We start from the raw sequence: 16,150 nt of genomic DNA on the forward strand, positions 1-16,150 counted from the left end.
TAGCGTCTCGTTAGAGAAGAGCGCAAAGGGAAGAAAGAGATATATAACTCAATACGGTTCAGTTAAGGCTAAAACTCTTTATCAAAGTCAATTTTTTTAACGAACCGCAGAGGCACAGAGGGAACAGAGAGAGGAAAACAATGCTTAACTGAACCGTATTGATATATAACTTTCACAAATGATTTAGGACTGCTATAGTTATATATAAATATCCTTTACTGCTTTAATCTCAGCAATTAGATGGGTGAAAAGAGAATTAGTTTAATGTTTTAATATTATTAAATAACTTGCAATCAAACCTCAGCTTATAATCAATAAATAACTCCGTAATTTTTGCAAGTTAATAACTATTCCCTAAGTAGCAATCTCAAACAATGGAAAATACATTAGTTGATAAAACCTTCCGTGACAGCAATGGCAAAATTGTTTTGGGTCAAATGCCAAACCCACCACTGATTCTTTGGGTAGTAGCTAGTTTGCTAACCTTAGTTTTTACAAGTGGTAAAATTAATACAGTGTTAGACTTTCTGGCAAATGGCTCCTTGTTTACTTGGGCGTGGATGGAGCTATTTCAAGGCGTTAATTATTTTCGCAGAGCGCTAGGTCTTGCCGTATTGATTGCTATGATCGTATATAAAATCCAGTAAAATTAAATAATTAAGTAATAAATAATACTAACGAAAGAGGAGTTCTCAACTCCCTTTTTTTGTCCAAATGTTCCAAATGTGAATAAAGTCATACTGAAGTTATGACTTTATTCCACTGTGTTTTCTGATTTAGTATTTTAAACTCAGAGCAATACAGCAAATCAATTAACTCGTGCAACAAACAAAACTTCCTGTAAAGTTCACAAGTAAGAATACCTGTTCACAAATTATTGATAAATGCTGTATAAAACTCAAGTAAATTAATTGATTGAGATTTGAACATGAAACGTATTTTATTAGGTACATTACTTGCTCTCCCATTTGCAATTTCCTCCTTGCCGTCACAAGCATCAGCAGCAGAAATCATTGTTAGACCCAATGTTCATAGAGCTGCTATTGTGCGTAAACCTGTTGTCGTCCGATATCAACGAAAGTTAATTCCTGCACATTGGGAAACAGTACGACGCGGTAACAGGTGGGTTAAAGTTAGAGTTCCTGCTCGTTATGTAAATGTCAGAGTTTAATATCTAAATAGAGGCTAACAACTATAGTTGTTAGCCTCTATTAGTTAAAATTTTGTTGCTGCGAGAACCTAAACAAATTCAATGCCAAGCTGGGGCTGAACGCCAGTGAAACAATTTGGGACTTTTTTCAGCGTCACAGTTTATGAGTAGCTAATTTTTTAAACACCATTTTGCTTAAACCATGCCAAAAGGCGTTTCCAACCATCTTGAGCTTCTTTCTCGCGGTAGGAGGGGCGATAATCGGCAAAAAATGCGTGGGGTGCGTTGGGATAGACGATAATTTCAGATTTGCTACTGCTGGACTTTAAGCGATCGCGCATCTGCTCTACTGTATCAAGAGGAATACCTGTATCCTTCCCACCATAAAGTCCGAGAATGGGGGCTGTCAGTTTTGATGCAACATCAACGGGATACTGGGGCTGAAGTTCGGTAGCATCGCCCACAAGTCGCCCATACCAAGCTACACCAGCCTTCACTTGGGGATTATGTGCAGCATATAACCAAGTAATACGACCGCCCCAACAGAAGCCTGTAATTCCCAACTTCTCACCATTACCCTTAGCTGACTTCTTTGCCCACTCAACTGTGGAATCAAGATCGGATAACACCTGGGCATCTGGTACTTTGGCGACAATTGGACGAATTTCGTCTATATTGCTTAACTTCGAGACATCGCCTTGACGCACAAATAATTCGGGTGCGATCGCTAAATATCCTAACCGAGCAAAGCGACGAGTGATATCCTGGATATGCTCGTGTACACCAAAAATTTCTTGGATTACCAGAACGATGGGGAAATTATCACCACTAGCTGGTGCTGCTCTATAGGCAGGAATTTCGCCATCTTTGACGGGAATTTTTACTGCACCAGCTACTAACCCCTTGGCATCAGTAGTGATGACTCCGGCAGAAATGGGTTGTACTGCGAGGGCGAAACCTGTCGCCACTGTAGCTGTTGCAATAAATTTGCGGCGCGTTATTTCTTTCATCATCTCTACGTTGAATTACTAAGTTCCCTTATATTTAGGTTACTGTATGGTCAAATGCGCGGAGGGGTAGGTGTACAAATTTCACACCCGAAAAAAAGTACTTCTATCTCAACCCCAGCAAGCATTTCACCCTACTAACTGTCCAAATTCATCCGCGCAATCCCTGAAATGCTTACAATAATTGAGTTTCAGTCTTCAACCTTTCCCGACACTCTTCCCAAAGAAATTCTCTAATGCTATGATTGCTCTAGAATCGCGCAACCGCACCTTGAAAACTAAATATAGCTTGGCTTTCAGGCTCCCGCTATTGCAATTAATCAAAATCCCTATTAGGGATTGAAACGGAGAGTGAAAGCTGATCTCTCATATCTTTTGCGAATTGCAATTAATCAAAATCCCTATTAGGGATTGAAACTTAATCTTGGTACAAAACAACGTAATGAAGAACAAGATTGCAATTAATCAAAATCCCTATTAGGGATTGAAACTTAACGGGTGAAATTGAACCTTCTGATGAATTCAATTGCAATTAATCAAAATCCCTATTAGGGATTGAAACTTTCCAGTAAAGACTAGGCAGGCACTTGCAATTATTGCAATTAATCAAAATCCCTATTAGGGATTGAAACCATTAAATCGAGTTCCAGCAGAAAAAGCACCAACGATTGCAATTAATCAAAATCCCTATTAGGGATTGAAACATAATGTTGCCGTTATCGCCAGCAGTGCCAAGGAAATTGCAATTAATCAAAATCCCTATTAGGGATTGAAACTCATTTCTGGGACTGGTAACACCGCACAAATTTCTTATTGCAATTAATCAAAATCCCTATTAGGGATTGAAACTTAGTACCAACTGCCCCAGCACCAGCATCATAGGCATATTGCAATTAATCAAAATCCCTATTAGGGATTGAAACATAGTCTAAACGCTTCTTACCCGACTCATCTATATATTGCAATTAATCAAAATCCCTATTAGGGATTGAAACGCCGCCGCCAGAGTGTCTTAAAATCCTGGTTATCTGGCTTATTACAATTTCTCAAAATCTCTATTAGAGATTTAAATCTAGTAATGGGTGGAAAAGAATCATAATGATGACAAAATTGTAATTCATCAAAATTACTATTAAGAATTAAAATATTTTTTTTTACCGCCTACCCGCTTTCCAATCTTCTCCACCGGATAACTGAGTTAAATTTTCAGCCAAAACTGCGGGTAACTCCTTAGCTGAATGGGAATAAGTTAGCGTTAAAAACTTCAACGCAGTCTGAATAATTTGTTTTCTATCTACTATTTCAGACAGTTGAAATTGATTATATACTCCATTCATTACTTCATCACTCGCATCAGCGATCGCATCTTCAATCACTTCCTCTTCTATCAAAATCTCCCACTCACCTAAATTAATATAGTAAGATTTTTTATTATCTTTGATATTAAGACTTCTAATTTCTCTGATTGAATTACGAATAGAATTTGCCCATGAACCAGTTAATCGTTGTTCTACTTGGTTCTTAATCAAATGAATCAGCAGAATCCTTAAATAAGCTTGGATATTCCGCAGAATAGCTTGTTTACTCATGCCTTCTAATTCATCTACAATTGCTAAGGCATCTGCATAACGTCCTTCCAAAATACTCTTTTTGAGGTCTATTAGTTCCTGCGTCATTTTTTCTCCGCCTACCTGCTTAAGTACTATATGAAAACAACCTATACTTTATTAATAGCAGAGTCTCTTAGCTGCCATTAATAAAGTAGTATTGTTCATTTATGCGCCTGTATCACTTGCAAACTTCCACCTGCATATAAAGTAGACTTACTCACTTCAAAGCCAGTCTTAGCTAACAACTCAGCTAAATCAGTTTTCAACAATTCCCAAGCTGTTTCCGTCTCAAACAACAACAAAAACACTGATATCCCAGGCCAAAATATCGGATTTGTCGGAGCATGAAAATCCACCAACGTAAACACTCCTCCTGGTTTCAGTACCCGATAAACTTCATTAATAATTTTTCGTAATTGCTGAGGCTGCATCTCGTGTAATGCAACGCTGATATGCACCACATCAAACAGATTGTCTGCAAATGGCATCTCCTCGGCAAAAGCTTCTATGTATGAAGCTTCCGGTACATTTAGCCGCGCCCGTTGTAAAGACTTAGGTGAAGCATCCAAACCTGTTACGTTTTGTGAAGTTTTTACTAAAAACTCCGTCGTTTGACCACTACCACAACATAAATCTAAAACCTGAGAATCTGAGTGAATTGTTAAGCCTTGCAAAGCAAGTTGCCTAAAACGCGCCTCACCACCTACACTTAAGGCTGCTAAACGAGAGATACCATCATATAACCACTGATAACGGTAACTCCAATCTCTTAAAATTGTTGCCATTGCATATTTCCTTGCTATTAAGCTTTATATTTAATAAAGATATATTGTTAACATTAGTAAAAAACCTGAAAAGATTGGGGGAAAGTAACTGCTATGGGTCGTGTAGGCGTCTTATTACTCAATCTCGGTGGCCCTGATAAGCTAGAAGATGTTGGGCCGTTTTTGTACAATCTATTTTCCGATCCGGAAATTATTCGCCTACCATTTCGCTGGTTGCAAAAGCCCCTAGCCTGGTTTATTGCCACGCGGCGAACCAGAACATCTCAAGAAAATTATAAGCAAATCGGTGGTGGTTCCCCATTGCGGCGGATTACAGAAGCCCAAGGGGAAGCTTTAAAAGAACAGTTAGGTTTTTTGGGGCAAGAAGTTAATATTTACGTGGGAATGCGTTACTGGCATCCCTATACAGAAGAGGCGATCGCACAGATTACCCAAGATAAGGTAGAACACCTGGTAATATTACCATTATATCCCCAGTTTTCTATCAGTACCAGTGGTTCCAGCTTCCGGCTTTTAGATAAGCTTTGGCAAGAAGATCCAAAACTTCAACCGATTGATTACACCGTCATTCCTTCTTGGTATAAACAACCAGGCTATCTTCAAGCAATGGCGCAACTCATAGCCCAGGAACTTGAGCAATTCCCCAACCCGGATGATGTTCATATATTCTTCAGCGCTCACGGCGTTCCGAAAAGCTACGTAGAAGAAGCAGGCGACCCTTACCAGGTAGAAATTGAAGAATGTACTGCGTTAATTATGCAGACTCTTAATCGACCCAATGCCCACACCTTAGCTTACCAAAGTCGTGTCGGCCCAGTAGAATGGCTGCAACCCTATACTGAAGATGCCCTCAAAGAACTAGGCGCAGAAGGCGTGAAAGATTTGGTTGTCGTGCCAATCAGTTTTGTCTCAGAGCATATCGAGACACTACAAGAAATTGATATTGAGTATCGGGAAGTAGCCGAAGAAGCAGGAATTCACAACTTCCGTCGCGTACCAGCTCCCAATACCCATCCAGTATTTATTAATGCACTAGCCCAATTAGTAATTGATGCGCTGAGAAACCCCAGTTTCAAGCTTTCGCAAGCTGCCCAAATGAAAAAAATGGTAAAGATGTACCCTCAAGAGCGTTGGGAATGGGGTCTGACAACTAGTGCTGAAGTATGGAATGGTCGGATTGCGATGCTGGGTTTTATTGCCTTAATCGTAGAGCTGATTACTGGTCACGGCTTCTTGCACATGATTGGGCTTTTGCAGTAAATCACAAGAGTTAGGAGTTGGAAGTTGGGAGTTAGGAGTTAGGAGTTAGGAGTTTTAAATTTTTCTCGCTAACTTTTCACTTTTAACTTCTATCTTCATTCATAACTTTTCTGCCGATACCAGTTATACCACTGCTTTGCACTACGAACTGCGAACCAGAGCAGTATTAAAGCAATTACTCCTCCTTGCCAGGGAGCATCAAAGGCAAATAGTACTAGGGCAATGCACAAAGTATCTTGAAGAAAAACTGCCCACAGTGGTAAGCCACGTAATCGATAGAACCAACCAATTTGGACGAGCTGGAGTACCAAAGCTAATAAACCTCCAATTATGGCAATCAGCCAGTTTGGGGTTGCTGTTGCTGTCGCTACTCCTAATCCCATAATTGCGCCTACAAGGGGAGACATGAATAACTGAACCACTTGGAGCAATCTTTGCCCCCAGAGCTTTTTTGAAGCTAATAATTCAATTAATGACCAACTGGTGAGGCAACATAATAATATTGGTGGGGAAATGTGAGATAAAATTGGAACTTGTGACCACAAGTTGCTACCCTGCAATAATCCAATAATCAGCAAAGGTATGCCTATTCTCATTCCTGCTGCCGCAGAGGCAGAAAGTGTGGCTAGGATTTCAATCATCAAAGCACTCGTAATATTAATAAATAAGTAAGTATTTGTTATGTATACTACCCAGTGCTAGCAATAATTCGAGCATCAAACAGATTGCAATATTAAATTTTGTTGGTATCTTTATACAGCAGAATTCAGAATTCAGGAGCGATGCCCTGAGCCTACCGTACCCCTCCGGGGAAGCAAACTACACGGAGCGTCTGTCTACGACACGCCGTGCGAACCTAGAGAAGGGTTAGAATGGGCTGCGCTAAGACCTGACTTTGAGACTTAGCTTGCGTACCTCACTAACTTGAAATCCGCTGTATATCTTTTTTGAGCATATCTGCGTATTTTTGGGTAACAGGTTTGTAGTAAGGGAACTCCAAGAAATAAATGATCCAATCTTGTGGGGTGGGCATCTTGCCCGCCATACAAACTGGGCGCTCATGTTGCCCACCCCACAATCAATAATTGAATATTTTTTTATTTGGAAGTCCCTAAGCGCTTAAACGCTTACTACAAGCAAATTAATTCTAAATACCTAATCGTTGGTAAACTTCTTCTAAATGCCGCAGATGTTGCTGGGGGTCGAAACAAACCTCTAGTTCTGCTGGAGACAACTTTTGGGTGACACGCGGATCTTTGCTAATTAAGTCTTGGAAGTTGCCTTCTGGCTGATTCCAAGCAGCGTGAGCGCTTTCTTGAACGATCGCATAAGCCTCTTCTCGGCTGCTTCCCTTGTCTATCAAAGCCAGTAACACTTTTTGGCTGAACACAACGCCGCCGTAACAGTTGAGATTGCGTTTCATGTTCTCAGGATAAACCAACAGGTTTTTGACCAAATCGGTTATTTCTGACAACATAAAATGCGTCAAAGTACAAGCATCTGGCAAAATTACCCGTTCTACAGAACTGTGAGAAATGTCTCGCTCATGCCATAAAGCCACGTTTTCTAAAGCTGCACCGGCATGACTTCTAACGAGTCGTGCCATCCCCGTCAGTCGTTCCGAACGGATGGGGTTGCGCTTGTGTGGCATGGCTGAGGAGCCTTTTTGACCTTTGGCGAAGAATTCTTCAACTTCTAAAACGTCTGTTTTTTGGAGATTGCGAATTTCTACAGCAAAGCGATCGATGGTTGCAGCTACCAAAGCTAATTGTTGCACGTAGTCGGCGTGGCGATCGCGGGAAATAACTTGGGTTGAGGCCGTATCGGGTTCGAGTCCGAGTTTTTGACAAGCGATCGCTTCTACACGGGGTTCAATATTGGCATAGGTTCCCACCGCACCAGAAATTTTACCCACAGCGATCGTTTTGCGGAGTATTCTTAGGCGTTCTTGGTGTCGCAACACTTCTGCTAACCAACCAGCTAGTTTAAAACCAAAAGTAATCGGTTCAGCATGAATACCGTGCGATCGGCCAGCCATCACTGTATGACGATGTTCCCGTGCTTTTTGGCGAATTACCTGAATCAAATCTTCCAAACGTTGCAATAACAGATCCAGGCTGGCAACTAATTGTAGTGCCAAAGCCGTATCCAAAACATCCGAACTAGTTAAACCCAGGTGAATGTAGCGTCCGGCATCACCAACATATTCATTGACATTTGTCAAGAAAGCAATGACATCGTGGCGGACTACAGCCTCAATTTCTAACACCCGCTTTGGATCAAAATCTGCCTTGGCCTTAATTTCCTCAACTGCTTCAGATGGAATGTAACCAAGTTCAGCTTGAGCCTCACAAACAGCAATTTCCACTTGCAGCCAAGTTTTTAGTTTATAAGCTTCACTCCACAGATTAGCCATTTCGGGCAAAGTATAACGCTCAATCACAGTTCGGCACAGAATACAACCGTCATATTTTACAGTCTAATTAATGTAGATCGCTTTTTAACGCTACTTTTTGCTCAGGGACGGAACTAGTTTTTGAATCGGACATGATAATACTGATCCTGCCGTCAGCCTCTATATACGCGAACTTCACGTCAGCTAAAAATTCTACACCTTGCTGACGTAACTTGCTCATCAATTCATCATCTGTAATTAACTCTCGTTGCAGATGGCGCTCAATCATCCGCCCATTTTTTACCAATAGCAGCAGTGGTGGATTCAGGAAACGTTGGAACTGGGGAAGTTTGTAACCCAACCAGTTCAGCAAGTAACTCCAAAAAATCACTCAACTGTGGCAAGAATAACTAATTGGCTGGACTGGATATTAAATACTTCCATATCTATCAGATTTACAAATATAAATCTCCAGTAATCAAGGATTAAAATCGCTGATTTTTTCTTCTCTGCTTTAAGCGTTTGGGCTTTCTAAAATACTGAAAGAAGCGATTAATAAAGCGAGAAGATGGCTTTTTATTTTTATTAGTTGATGCTTGTTCTCTTGGAGCCTTGCCATTATAGTTTGTGTTATCAGATACATGTACAGCATTTTTAGTTGGAACTATGCCGCTTCCATGCCTTCGGGAATAAACTTGAGTAAATTCTGCACCGAAGAAAAGAATCTGTGCGGCATAGTTAACCCAAGCTAAAACTACCACCAGTGAACCAGCAGCACCATAAGTCGAGCCAAAGCTGCCATTACCCAAATATTGTCCTAATAAAAATTTCCCAATAGAGAATAAAACTGAAGTGAGAGCCGCTCCAACTAAAACATCACTCCATGCAATTTTGACATCTGGTAAAACTTTAAAAATTAGTCCGAACAGTACTGTTGTGATTGCAAAAGAGATGATTAAATTAGCAATCTGCCAGATGAAATCGAAACCTGGCAATAAGTTGCTAAAGTATGTAACTAATGTTGCTAATATCGTACTAATTACTAGAGAAACTAAAAGTAAAAAGCCAATTCCGATCACCATTGCAAAGGACAAAAACCGGAGACGAATTATGTTATTTATGCCACGTCCAGGTTTGGGTTTAACTTCCCAAATCGTGTTCATGGCATCTTGCAACTCAGTAAATAAGCCTGTAGCACCCAATAACAGAACTAGGACACTAATAATCGAAGCGATCGCTCCTGTTTTTGGTTGGTTAGCATTTTTGATGGCTGTTTCGAGAAACTTTGCGCCATCTACCCCGACTAAACCTTGAATTTGCCCGACAATTTGACCTCTTGCCGCTTCCTCTCCAAATACTGCACCTGCGATCGCAATTACAATAATTAGCAATGGTGCAATGGAAAAAATCGTGTAATAAGCTAACGCCGCTGCTAACCGTGAGGCTTTATCGTCACTCCATTCTTTGAATGTCTCTTGTAATAACTTCCAAATTTCTTGCAAATTCATCCAATCAGTCTCCTTCTAGGGGATGTTGCTTAGTCCCTGATATATTGGATACTGATTTACTGAGTTGTGACATCCTCCCAAGGGTATTGGTGAAACGTTCTTGGGGAGGAATTTAGAATTTTATAGTCACATGACAACGCGATGTCTACGGCGGGCGTAGCTGCGGCGCTAATTGGCGATAATAAAGATGCGCTGATGTTGATCTTATAGCAAAGTAATTTTTACCTAGAAGCAATGATATCATGTCCGCTTGATTGCTTATTAAACCCGAAGAACCCCACCCCGCCCTGTGCTTTGTCTCCCCTCCCCACAGGCGGGGAGGGGGTTGGGGGTGGGGTTATTTTATTATGGGTAATTTGGCGGACATGATATGACACAGACCGCAGCAATTACAGAAGCGATTACCACTCTAGAGGATGCAGAAAATCGATTCGGTTTTGTCCGTGTTGAAAACGAGCAATTTTTCCCAGAGTGGTATGAAGGATTGTCTGAAATTACGGAAGCGGAAAAAGCTTCTGTGGATGTCGTGCGCCGCAGGTATCTCTATCACCGTGCCGGAGGTGATTTACTAGAAGGGACAGTCATATTGTTGTTGGTGTCACCAATACTTGCACTCTCTGGATTTTACGATCCTCCTTTCAGAATTAAGGCTGAATCATCTGTGGAACTCATACTGAATGATGGCGAGGAGATACTGCGCGGACGGATTGATGTTTTAGTGTTACAAGATCAATTGTGGGTGATGGTGTTGGAGTCGAAAAAAACCACACTCTCAGTTTGGTCGGCTGTACCGCAAGCTCTAGCTTATATGATGGCTAACCCCAATCCCAGTAAACCTGTGTTTGGGATGGTGACGAATGGAGACGATATTTTATTTGTCAAAGTGACGCAAACAAATACACCACAGTACGATTTGTCAAGAGTTTTTGCTCCATTTGCATCCGCGAGAGAACTGTACGCCGTTTTGCAAATTCTCAAGCGTATTGGTCAGTTAATTTCTCCTGCGTCTTAGAGGTTGTTTGAAAATGTCAAGGTGGTAAGCTGTTCCACATTTAAATTGCATAAGCTGGGCGGGCAGGATGCCCACCCCACAAGAGTTATATTTAATTCGATTATGCAAATTAGATGTTTTTTAGCTTATTCCGAGTTCAGAGGCTCAACTTTCGAGTAAAAAGACTCAACTTCCGAGTTCAAAGGCTCAACTTCCGAGTTCAATAAAGCAGGTACGCTACGAATTCACTGAACCCTTCTGCCTAGTTTGGGAAGTCAGAGACCTTAGTAGCGCTAAAGTTGTAATCAACTCCTTGAGTAGCTGGATTACCTCTTGAGAACTCCCAAATGCTTAATTGTCCCCCGATCGCCAAACCGTTAGTTGAGAGCCATCCTGAATAAAACTGAAGTGGAACTCCATTAACTGTGACTAAAAATACTATACGGCGTGAGGAACTATTATAGAACCCCTGCAAGGGGAATCCATTGACAGTGCCGGAGATAGTACCGTTTGCAGATTGTGTAATGTTAAGACTAGAATTACCCTCGTTTAGTATTGCACTCCACTGACCTGTAATGTTGCTTGGGTTAGCAGATTGTGAAAGGGCTACACCCGGCGATAACATCGTCATACCACCTAGCATTATGCCTGCTGCCAAACCTGCTGGCGTTGTAAGATTCGCTGACATCAACTTTAACTCCTGTATTTTATTTTCAGTTGGACTAGTCTTGCACAATGAACCCACAAACTTATTCAGGGATTTAGGTCAGTAAATATACTGTTTATCTGTATTCTACCGTTTGTCTTTAATCCAACTGTTTCTCTTTAGATTTTTTTTATAAATAGCCTCTAAGCCGAAACCAAATCATTAGGAACCGCTCGTCGAATAACTTGAAATCGTTCACGAAGTTGTTCCTCGACAGTGACAATTGTAATTGCTACTTCGCTAGCGTCAATAATGTTTAGGCGACGAGCAATTTCTAAATTTCCTCTATCGAAAAGAGCGAATCTTTTTTCAGCGTGGAAGACACACATCACAAACTTTTCAAGCATAATTCGTGATGTGTTTATGAGGAGTTCGTGAGAGTTTCTGAAGCGCCTGCTCTGTTCTCGATTGAATATCTTAACAATCAAGAGCAGAGCATACGCGTTTACGCTTTTAACAAATAGATCAAGTTGAGCTTGGGGATGCCTACTTAGATGTAATGGCTAAACCAATGAAGTTACCTTTAGGTACATCGGCAATTTTAGTTGCAGTGCCAGTAGATAGGTTAATAGTGTAAAGACCTGAACCAGACAGTGCATAGCCAGTATTTTTGCCTTGTGCATTTGTAAAGATGTCGAACCCGCTTATCGGTGCAAAGTTAACACCAAGCTTGCCAATCGTTCTGAGAGTGCCATCATTAGGTGGGTTTTGCAGTACTAACACGTCAAGATCGTAATCAATGCCAAAAAGTTGAGTTGATGTGGCTCCAGCAACCGAATTTATGTAAGCAACAGCGGTAATGTTGGGGTCAGCTGTGGCGTTGACATCATCAGTAGCATAAGCTAGGGGTTTATCGACAGTGACTGCACCAGTATCTACATTAGTACGGAAATTTTGGTCATTGCTACCTACTATCCGTAAGCGGTCTGGTACAGGATTAAAGTCAAACCCTGACTGAAATCCTCCATTAAAGCTGCTAGATAGTTTGCTCACAAAGGTAGCCTGACCAGTTCTAGAGTTGATCGTGTATATGTTGTCAGTATCTGTGACACCATAAAGCAGACCGTTTGCTGGACGGAAGTCAATACCTTGTAAGTTGCCGTCAATTCCTTTAACTTTTATTGCTTTGGCAAATCCACTCGGATCTATATTTACAAGAGTATTGTTTGAGGTCAAGCCAATGAATCTTAAAGCAGACCATTTGCCTGTAACATTAATTTGAAGGATATCAGCTAATTTAGTGATCCCAACGTCAGCTGAAATTTTGTTAGCAGTCAAGCCAAGACTTGCAGTGACTACAGTAACGACAAGGGCAATTTTTCGTGTGATCAAAGCTTTCATCCTACACTCCAAGATAAAATTTTCTGATTTTGATTCAGCAACGACCTATCCTTTACTAAAAGGATTAATGGTTAAAGCTTACTGATGACTACAGATTACACTGGAATCATTTTTGACAGGTTAAGACAAAATTAATTCTGTCAATACTAGTTATGCCTAACCCGTCAAGAATACACTTAAATAAGAGTTTACTTAATGTTTTAGAGAAAAGATCCTACTTTTCCTACTTAACCCACTTTCAAGTATTAGGTTCAACACGATACTGTGGAAGTTCCAAAGTAGATGCGATCGCACAACCCTATTCTCTAGTTTCCAGCCAAATATTGACTTTTAAATTAGCCTTGTTGTTCTAGCTGCTGGGAACAGGAACTATCTGAGCGATAATAACAAGATTGCTACTGCATCCTATCTATCGTGCGATATTGAATCGCTTCCGCTACATGATTGGTTTTTAACTCATCTTCTCCTGCTAAATCTGCAATAGTTCGTGCTACTTTGAGAATGCGATCGCTTGCTCTTGCCGATAAGCCTAATTTTCTAATTGCTGCTTCTAATAAATTGCGGCTAGGATCGTCTAACTTGCACCATTTCTGGAGATGACTACTTTGCAGATGGGCATTGCAACGCAGATTTGCTTCTCCTTGGAAACGGGTAATGGCGCGATCGCTTGCTTGTTGGACTCGTTCGCGGACTGATATTGATGTTTCTCCCGTCGGTTGTTGGGTAATTTCTTCTGGTTTCAATCGATTCACCGCAACTTGTAAATCAATTCGATCCATCAATGGCCCAGAAAGTTTTGCCCAATATTGCTCGCGTTGGCGGGGAGAACAAGTACATTGTTGAATAGTATCGCCATAGTAACCACAAGGACAAGGATTCGTACTTGCAACTAAAGTAAACTGCGCGGGAAACATTACCGATAGTTTGGTGCGGGAAATTGTGACGTAGCCATCTTCTAAAGGTTGGCGCAGAAATTCTAAAACATCTCGTTTAAATTCTGTCAGCTCATCCAAAAACTTCCGACTTTAGCAAGCGCTTAGGGGGACGGAGTTTAACCCATTCTCTTAAGTGCTTTTACTGTTCAATCTGTTCTGCGATCGCTCTCAATACATCAGCCATTGCTTTTTGATTCATCAGCTCCATGTGGAAACTGACGCCTTCTCTTTGAACGCCGTTGAGCGAAACTTTTGGACGAGCCAATCGAGCGATTATATGCTGCGCCACTTTCGCCGCCTCGGTGTCTGGGAGCTGATTAATGAGCGGAATCACATCCTCAGCAACCCGATATTGCCGGATCTCTGGTGCGTGTGGTTTTGCTTCCAAGATCGCTATCAGTTCTTCTTTTGAATAGCCAGTCAAAGGTGCGATTTTTTGCAGCGTAGTAATCTCCGGCTCTTGCAAATCCGTCTCTTCTATCCGCGTAACTGTTCGATGACTGATACCAGCTTTTTTAGCAAAAGCTCGCACAGAATCATGTCCTCGCGCCGATCTCACTATCTCTGCTAATTTTTCTAATCCAACCCGTGTGTACAAACTACCCATACTCACCAGTGAAAGATTTGTTACTGGAGCGAGTCAAGGATTCCTTGTAACTTGTAAGATACGCTATTAATATGACTCTTAAAAGTTGTATTTGAATCCGGAGTCTTCACAGAGCTAGTTAATTGAATTTATGTGGCTGGTTTTGGGCTAACTAGAAATAAGAAAGAAGGATGCTTTATGACTAGAAATCCAAAATCGAGTGCTGTACTACTACTTTTAGCCGGCTGTCAACTGCCGCCCCAAATCCCCAGCCAAGAGCCAAGAGTCCCTGGAACTCAAACTGTTAGCACCCCAGATAGCACTTTTCCCTGACCCTTTTGAAGAAGCTCTTAGTCGAGGCATTAGTGCAGCCATCATTTCTAAGACGAGTCTATCTTCAAATGACCGGAAATTAGCCCAGGCTCAGTGGCAAGAAGCGATCGCGCTCATGAAATCTGCGCCGAAAACCAGTCCCAATTATGTCACGGCACAAACCAAAATAATTAAGTATCAAAGCAATTTGAGCTATGCATTGAGGCAGCCATCTGTAGTCATGGTAACTGCTGGCTATACCAAAACCAACAACCCAACCGTCTGCAACCCAAACCGCTCAATCACGCTTAGTAGATTACTTTAACTCTGTAATCAATCAGGGCATTATACTACCATTGAATTAAGCAATAAAAGTGGCAAACCAAGTGTAGTAAATTGGAACTTTTACTTGATTCAAAATGGCAATAGCTGGTGTATAAGCAATATTGATTCCTGAATTGGCTCCGCAAATTTGCGGAGCCAATTTATCCACTAAAAATTGTTTGATTTTGTAAACTTAACATAGAAGTAGGAAAATTTTCCTGCTTCTAAAAGCTTGGGTAATTAACTGGCTAATTGCTCAGAGCCTAAATTTGAGTAATTTCCGCTTTCTTTAAAGCACCTGTAAAAGTTTTGTAACTTCCATAGGAAGTGCTAACGTCCTGCCAAACCTCAAATTCAAAATCTTCATTGAGGCAGATACACCACCTTCAGTTTTCGCCCAACCATCTAGTACAATCGCACTTCATCTTCTGCAATCCGTTGATTTTGGTTAGAGTAAAGCATGGATTCTCTGGGGCTACCTCCAATTCCTCTTTCTTCTGAAGAAGATAATTCATCAGAACAACTCCATACGCTGCTTTTCTTAAATAGAAAAGCAGTCGCGCTGCGAACTCAGCTTCATCGTAGCCAGTATAAGGGATACTAAAATCAAACGTGTACTCACTAATCCGAAATTCTGGAGGGTCTTTTTTGGGTTTGAATTTTGCCAGTAAAATAACGTCTGAGGCAATTACCAAATTGTTCTTCCCTTGTGCCTGTTGGCGCAGTGCTGCCATCACCATCCTGCGGTATAGTTTGGTTTAATACTTGCAGCAGCAGTTTGTTGCGAACCTCGATGACGTGAATTTAATGAATTGATTTGGTTTGAATCGTGGATCTTATAGAACCCATTTGATATCTAAGAAGGGGTTACAAATATCTTAACCATCAGCCGAATAAAATAAAGATTAACCTTGGCAGTCGCATTAGCTAGAGTTATCTCAAAGTTCTTGACGAAATGTGGCGAGATGAAACATCAATATTTCCTTGATTAAAGCTGGTTTCGTCCGCTCTGACGATGTTTGTGTTTTGAATATAAAGTTTGGCTTTATCCACATTGCTTGTTAGAAACTATCCCACTAATAAAATCCTTTGAATCCATATATGGATAGTTGCAAGATCAATGAATGAATCAAAATATACTGTTTGACGTTCCCATCGGACGACTAAACGACGATATTTACGTTGATACCAGGCAAAACAACGTTCCTGCTGAAACCTGGGAACAGAAATTTTGATTGGT

16 protein-coding genes, 2 pseudogenes and 1 CRISPR repeat array are annotated in these 16,150 nt (G+C 41.0%); of the genes and pseudogenes, 5 read left to right on the forward strand and 13 right to left on the reverse strand.

The features are described 5' to 3' along the window. Positions 1-374 precede the first annotated feature (374 nt). Together RMX69_RS09790 and RMX69_RS09795 are read left to right on the forward strand one after the other, a co-directional pair. A complete protein-coding gene (locus tag RMX69_RS09790) occupies positions 375-647 on the forward strand; it encodes a hypothetical protein (RefSeq protein ID WP_322637315.1) in 273 nt (90 codons plus the stop codon). A 281-nt stretch (positions 648-928) separates the two neighbouring features. Continuing rightward, positions 929-1,171 (forward strand): hypothetical protein, encoded by a 243-nt coding sequence (locus tag RMX69_RS09795; RefSeq protein ID WP_094350423.1) that lies wholly within the window; start codon positions 929-931, stop codon positions 1,169-1,171. Positions 1,172-1,329: 158 nt separating this feature from the next. Here the strand turns inward: RMX69_RS09795 and RMX69_RS09800 are convergent, their stop codons facing one another. The 3 genes from RMX69_RS09800 to RMX69_RS09810 all read right to left on the reverse strand — a co-directional run bounded on the left by RMX69_RS09800 (position 1,330) and on the right by RMX69_RS09810 (position 4,552). Next, positions 1,330-2,160 (reverse strand): dienelactone hydrolase family protein, encoded by an 831-nt coding sequence (locus tag RMX69_RS09800; RefSeq protein ID WP_322637346.1) that lies wholly within the window; start codon positions 2,158-2,160, stop codon positions 1,330-1,332. A 306-nt stretch (positions 2,161-2,466) separates the two neighbouring features. Beyond that, a CRISPR array of direct repeats spans positions 2,467-3,229; the repeat unit is 37 nt; unit sequence ATTGCAATTAATCAAAATCCCTATTAGGGATTGAAAC. An 82-nt stretch (positions 3,230-3,311) separates the two neighbouring features. Beyond that, positions 3,312-3,833, reverse strand: coding sequence for a DUF29 family protein (locus tag RMX69_RS09805; protein ID WP_322637316.1), 522 nt, complete (start codon positions 3,831-3,833; stop codon positions 3,312-3,314). Between the two features lie 95 nt (positions 3,834-3,928). Then, positions 3,929-4,552, reverse strand: a complete 624-nt coding sequence (locus RMX69_RS09810) for a class I SAM-dependent methyltransferase (RefSeq protein ID WP_322637317.1) — start codon at positions 4,550-4,552, stop codon at positions 3,929-3,931. 93 nt (positions 4,553-4,645) lie between these two features. Here RMX69_RS09810 and hemH point away from each other — a divergent pair, with 93 nt between their 5' ends. Then, positions 4,646-5,812: a ferrochelatase gene (gene hemH, locus RMX69_RS09815; RefSeq protein WP_289795469.1), complete on the forward strand. Its 1,167-nt coding sequence runs from the start codon at positions 4,646-4,648 to the stop codon at positions 5,810-5,812. 95 nt (positions 5,813-5,907) lie between these two features. Here the strand turns inward: hemH and RMX69_RS09820 are convergent, their stop codons facing one another. From RMX69_RS09820 to RMX69_RS09835, 4 genes and pseudogenes are all read right to left on the reverse strand, one after another. Next, complete coding sequence (locus tag RMX69_RS09820; RefSeq protein WP_322637318.1) at positions 5,908-6,453, reverse strand: DUF4126 domain-containing protein; 546 nt, start codon at positions 6,451-6,453, stop codon at positions 5,908-5,910. Between the two features lie 506 nt (positions 6,454-6,959). Continuing rightward, complete coding sequence (gene purB / locus RMX69_RS09825; protein WP_322637319.1) at positions 6,960-8,255, reverse strand: adenylosuccinate lyase; 1,296 nt, start codon at positions 8,253-8,255, stop codon at positions 6,960-6,962. 40 nt (positions 8,256-8,295) lie between these two features. Beyond that, positions 8,296-8,598, reverse strand: a pseudogene (locus RMX69_RS09830) (DUF421 domain-containing protein); the annotation flags it as partial. A gap of 94 nt (positions 8,599-8,692) precedes the next feature. Beyond that, positions 8,693-9,715, reverse strand: coding sequence for a YihY/virulence factor BrkB family protein (locus RMX69_RS09835; protein WP_322637321.1), 1,023 nt, complete (start codon positions 9,713-9,715; stop codon positions 8,693-8,695). Between the two features lie 370 nt (positions 9,716-10,085). Between RMX69_RS09835 and RMX69_RS09840 the strand changes: the two genes are divergently transcribed. After that, the gene (locus tag RMX69_RS09840; RefSeq protein WP_322637322.1) at positions 10,086-10,727 is read left to right on the forward strand and encodes a type I restriction endonuclease; all 642 of its coding nucleotides are present in this window, start codon (positions 10,086-10,088) and stop codon (positions 10,725-10,727) included. A 241-nt stretch (positions 10,728-10,968) separates the two neighbouring features. Here RMX69_RS09840 and RMX69_RS09845 read toward each other — a convergent pair whose 3' ends face one another. From RMX69_RS09845 to RMX69_RS09865, 5 genes and pseudogenes are all read right to left on the reverse strand, one after another. Beyond that, positions 10,969-11,394, reverse strand: coding sequence for a hypothetical protein (locus tag RMX69_RS09845; RefSeq protein ID WP_289795474.1), 426 nt, complete (start codon positions 11,392-11,394; stop codon positions 10,969-10,971). 161 nt (positions 11,395-11,555) lie between these two features. Then, entirely contained in the window at positions 11,556-11,759 is a 204-nt protein-coding gene (locus tag RMX69_RS09850) for a hypothetical protein (RefSeq protein ID WP_289795475.1), read from the reverse strand. Between the two features lie 139 nt (positions 11,760-11,898). Beyond that, the gene (locus tag RMX69_RS09855) at positions 11,899-12,753 is read right to left on the reverse strand and encodes a DUF4394 domain-containing protein (RefSeq protein ID WP_322637323.1); all 855 of its coding nucleotides are present in this window, start codon (positions 12,751-12,753) and stop codon (positions 11,899-11,901) included. Between the two features lie 395 nt (positions 12,754-13,148). Continuing rightward, positions 13,149-13,769: pseudogene (locus tag RMX69_RS09860) on the reverse strand (ATP-binding protein); the annotation flags it as partial. A 58-nt stretch (positions 13,770-13,827) separates the two neighbouring features. Continuing rightward, positions 13,828-14,295 carry a helix-turn-helix transcriptional regulator gene (locus tag RMX69_RS09865; RefSeq protein ID WP_322637324.1) on the reverse strand — a complete coding sequence of 156 codons (468 nt, stop codon included), beginning with the start codon at positions 14,293-14,295 and terminating at the stop codon, positions 13,828-13,830. Between the two features lie 177 nt (positions 14,296-14,472). Here RMX69_RS09865 and RMX69_RS09870 point away from each other — a divergent pair, with 177 nt between their 5' ends. After that, positions 14,473-14,607 carry a hypothetical protein gene (locus RMX69_RS09870; protein WP_322637325.1) on the forward strand — a complete coding sequence of 45 codons (135 nt, stop codon included), beginning with the start codon at positions 14,473-14,475 and terminating at the stop codon, positions 14,605-14,607. Between the two features lie 689 nt (positions 14,608-15,296). Here the strand turns inward: RMX69_RS09870 and RMX69_RS09875 are convergent. Further along, on the reverse strand, positions 15,297-15,644 hold the full coding sequence (locus RMX69_RS09875) for a hypothetical protein (RefSeq protein WP_322637326.1): 348 nt from the start codon (positions 15,642-15,644) through the stop codon (positions 15,297-15,299). Positions 15,645-16,150 lie beyond the last annotated feature (506 nt).

The sequence above is a fragment of the Nostoc sp. EspVER01 genome (assembly GCF_034530635.1).
Classification (GTDB): domain Bacteria; phylum Cyanobacteriota; class Cyanobacteriia; order Cyanobacteriales; family Nostocaceae; genus Nostoc.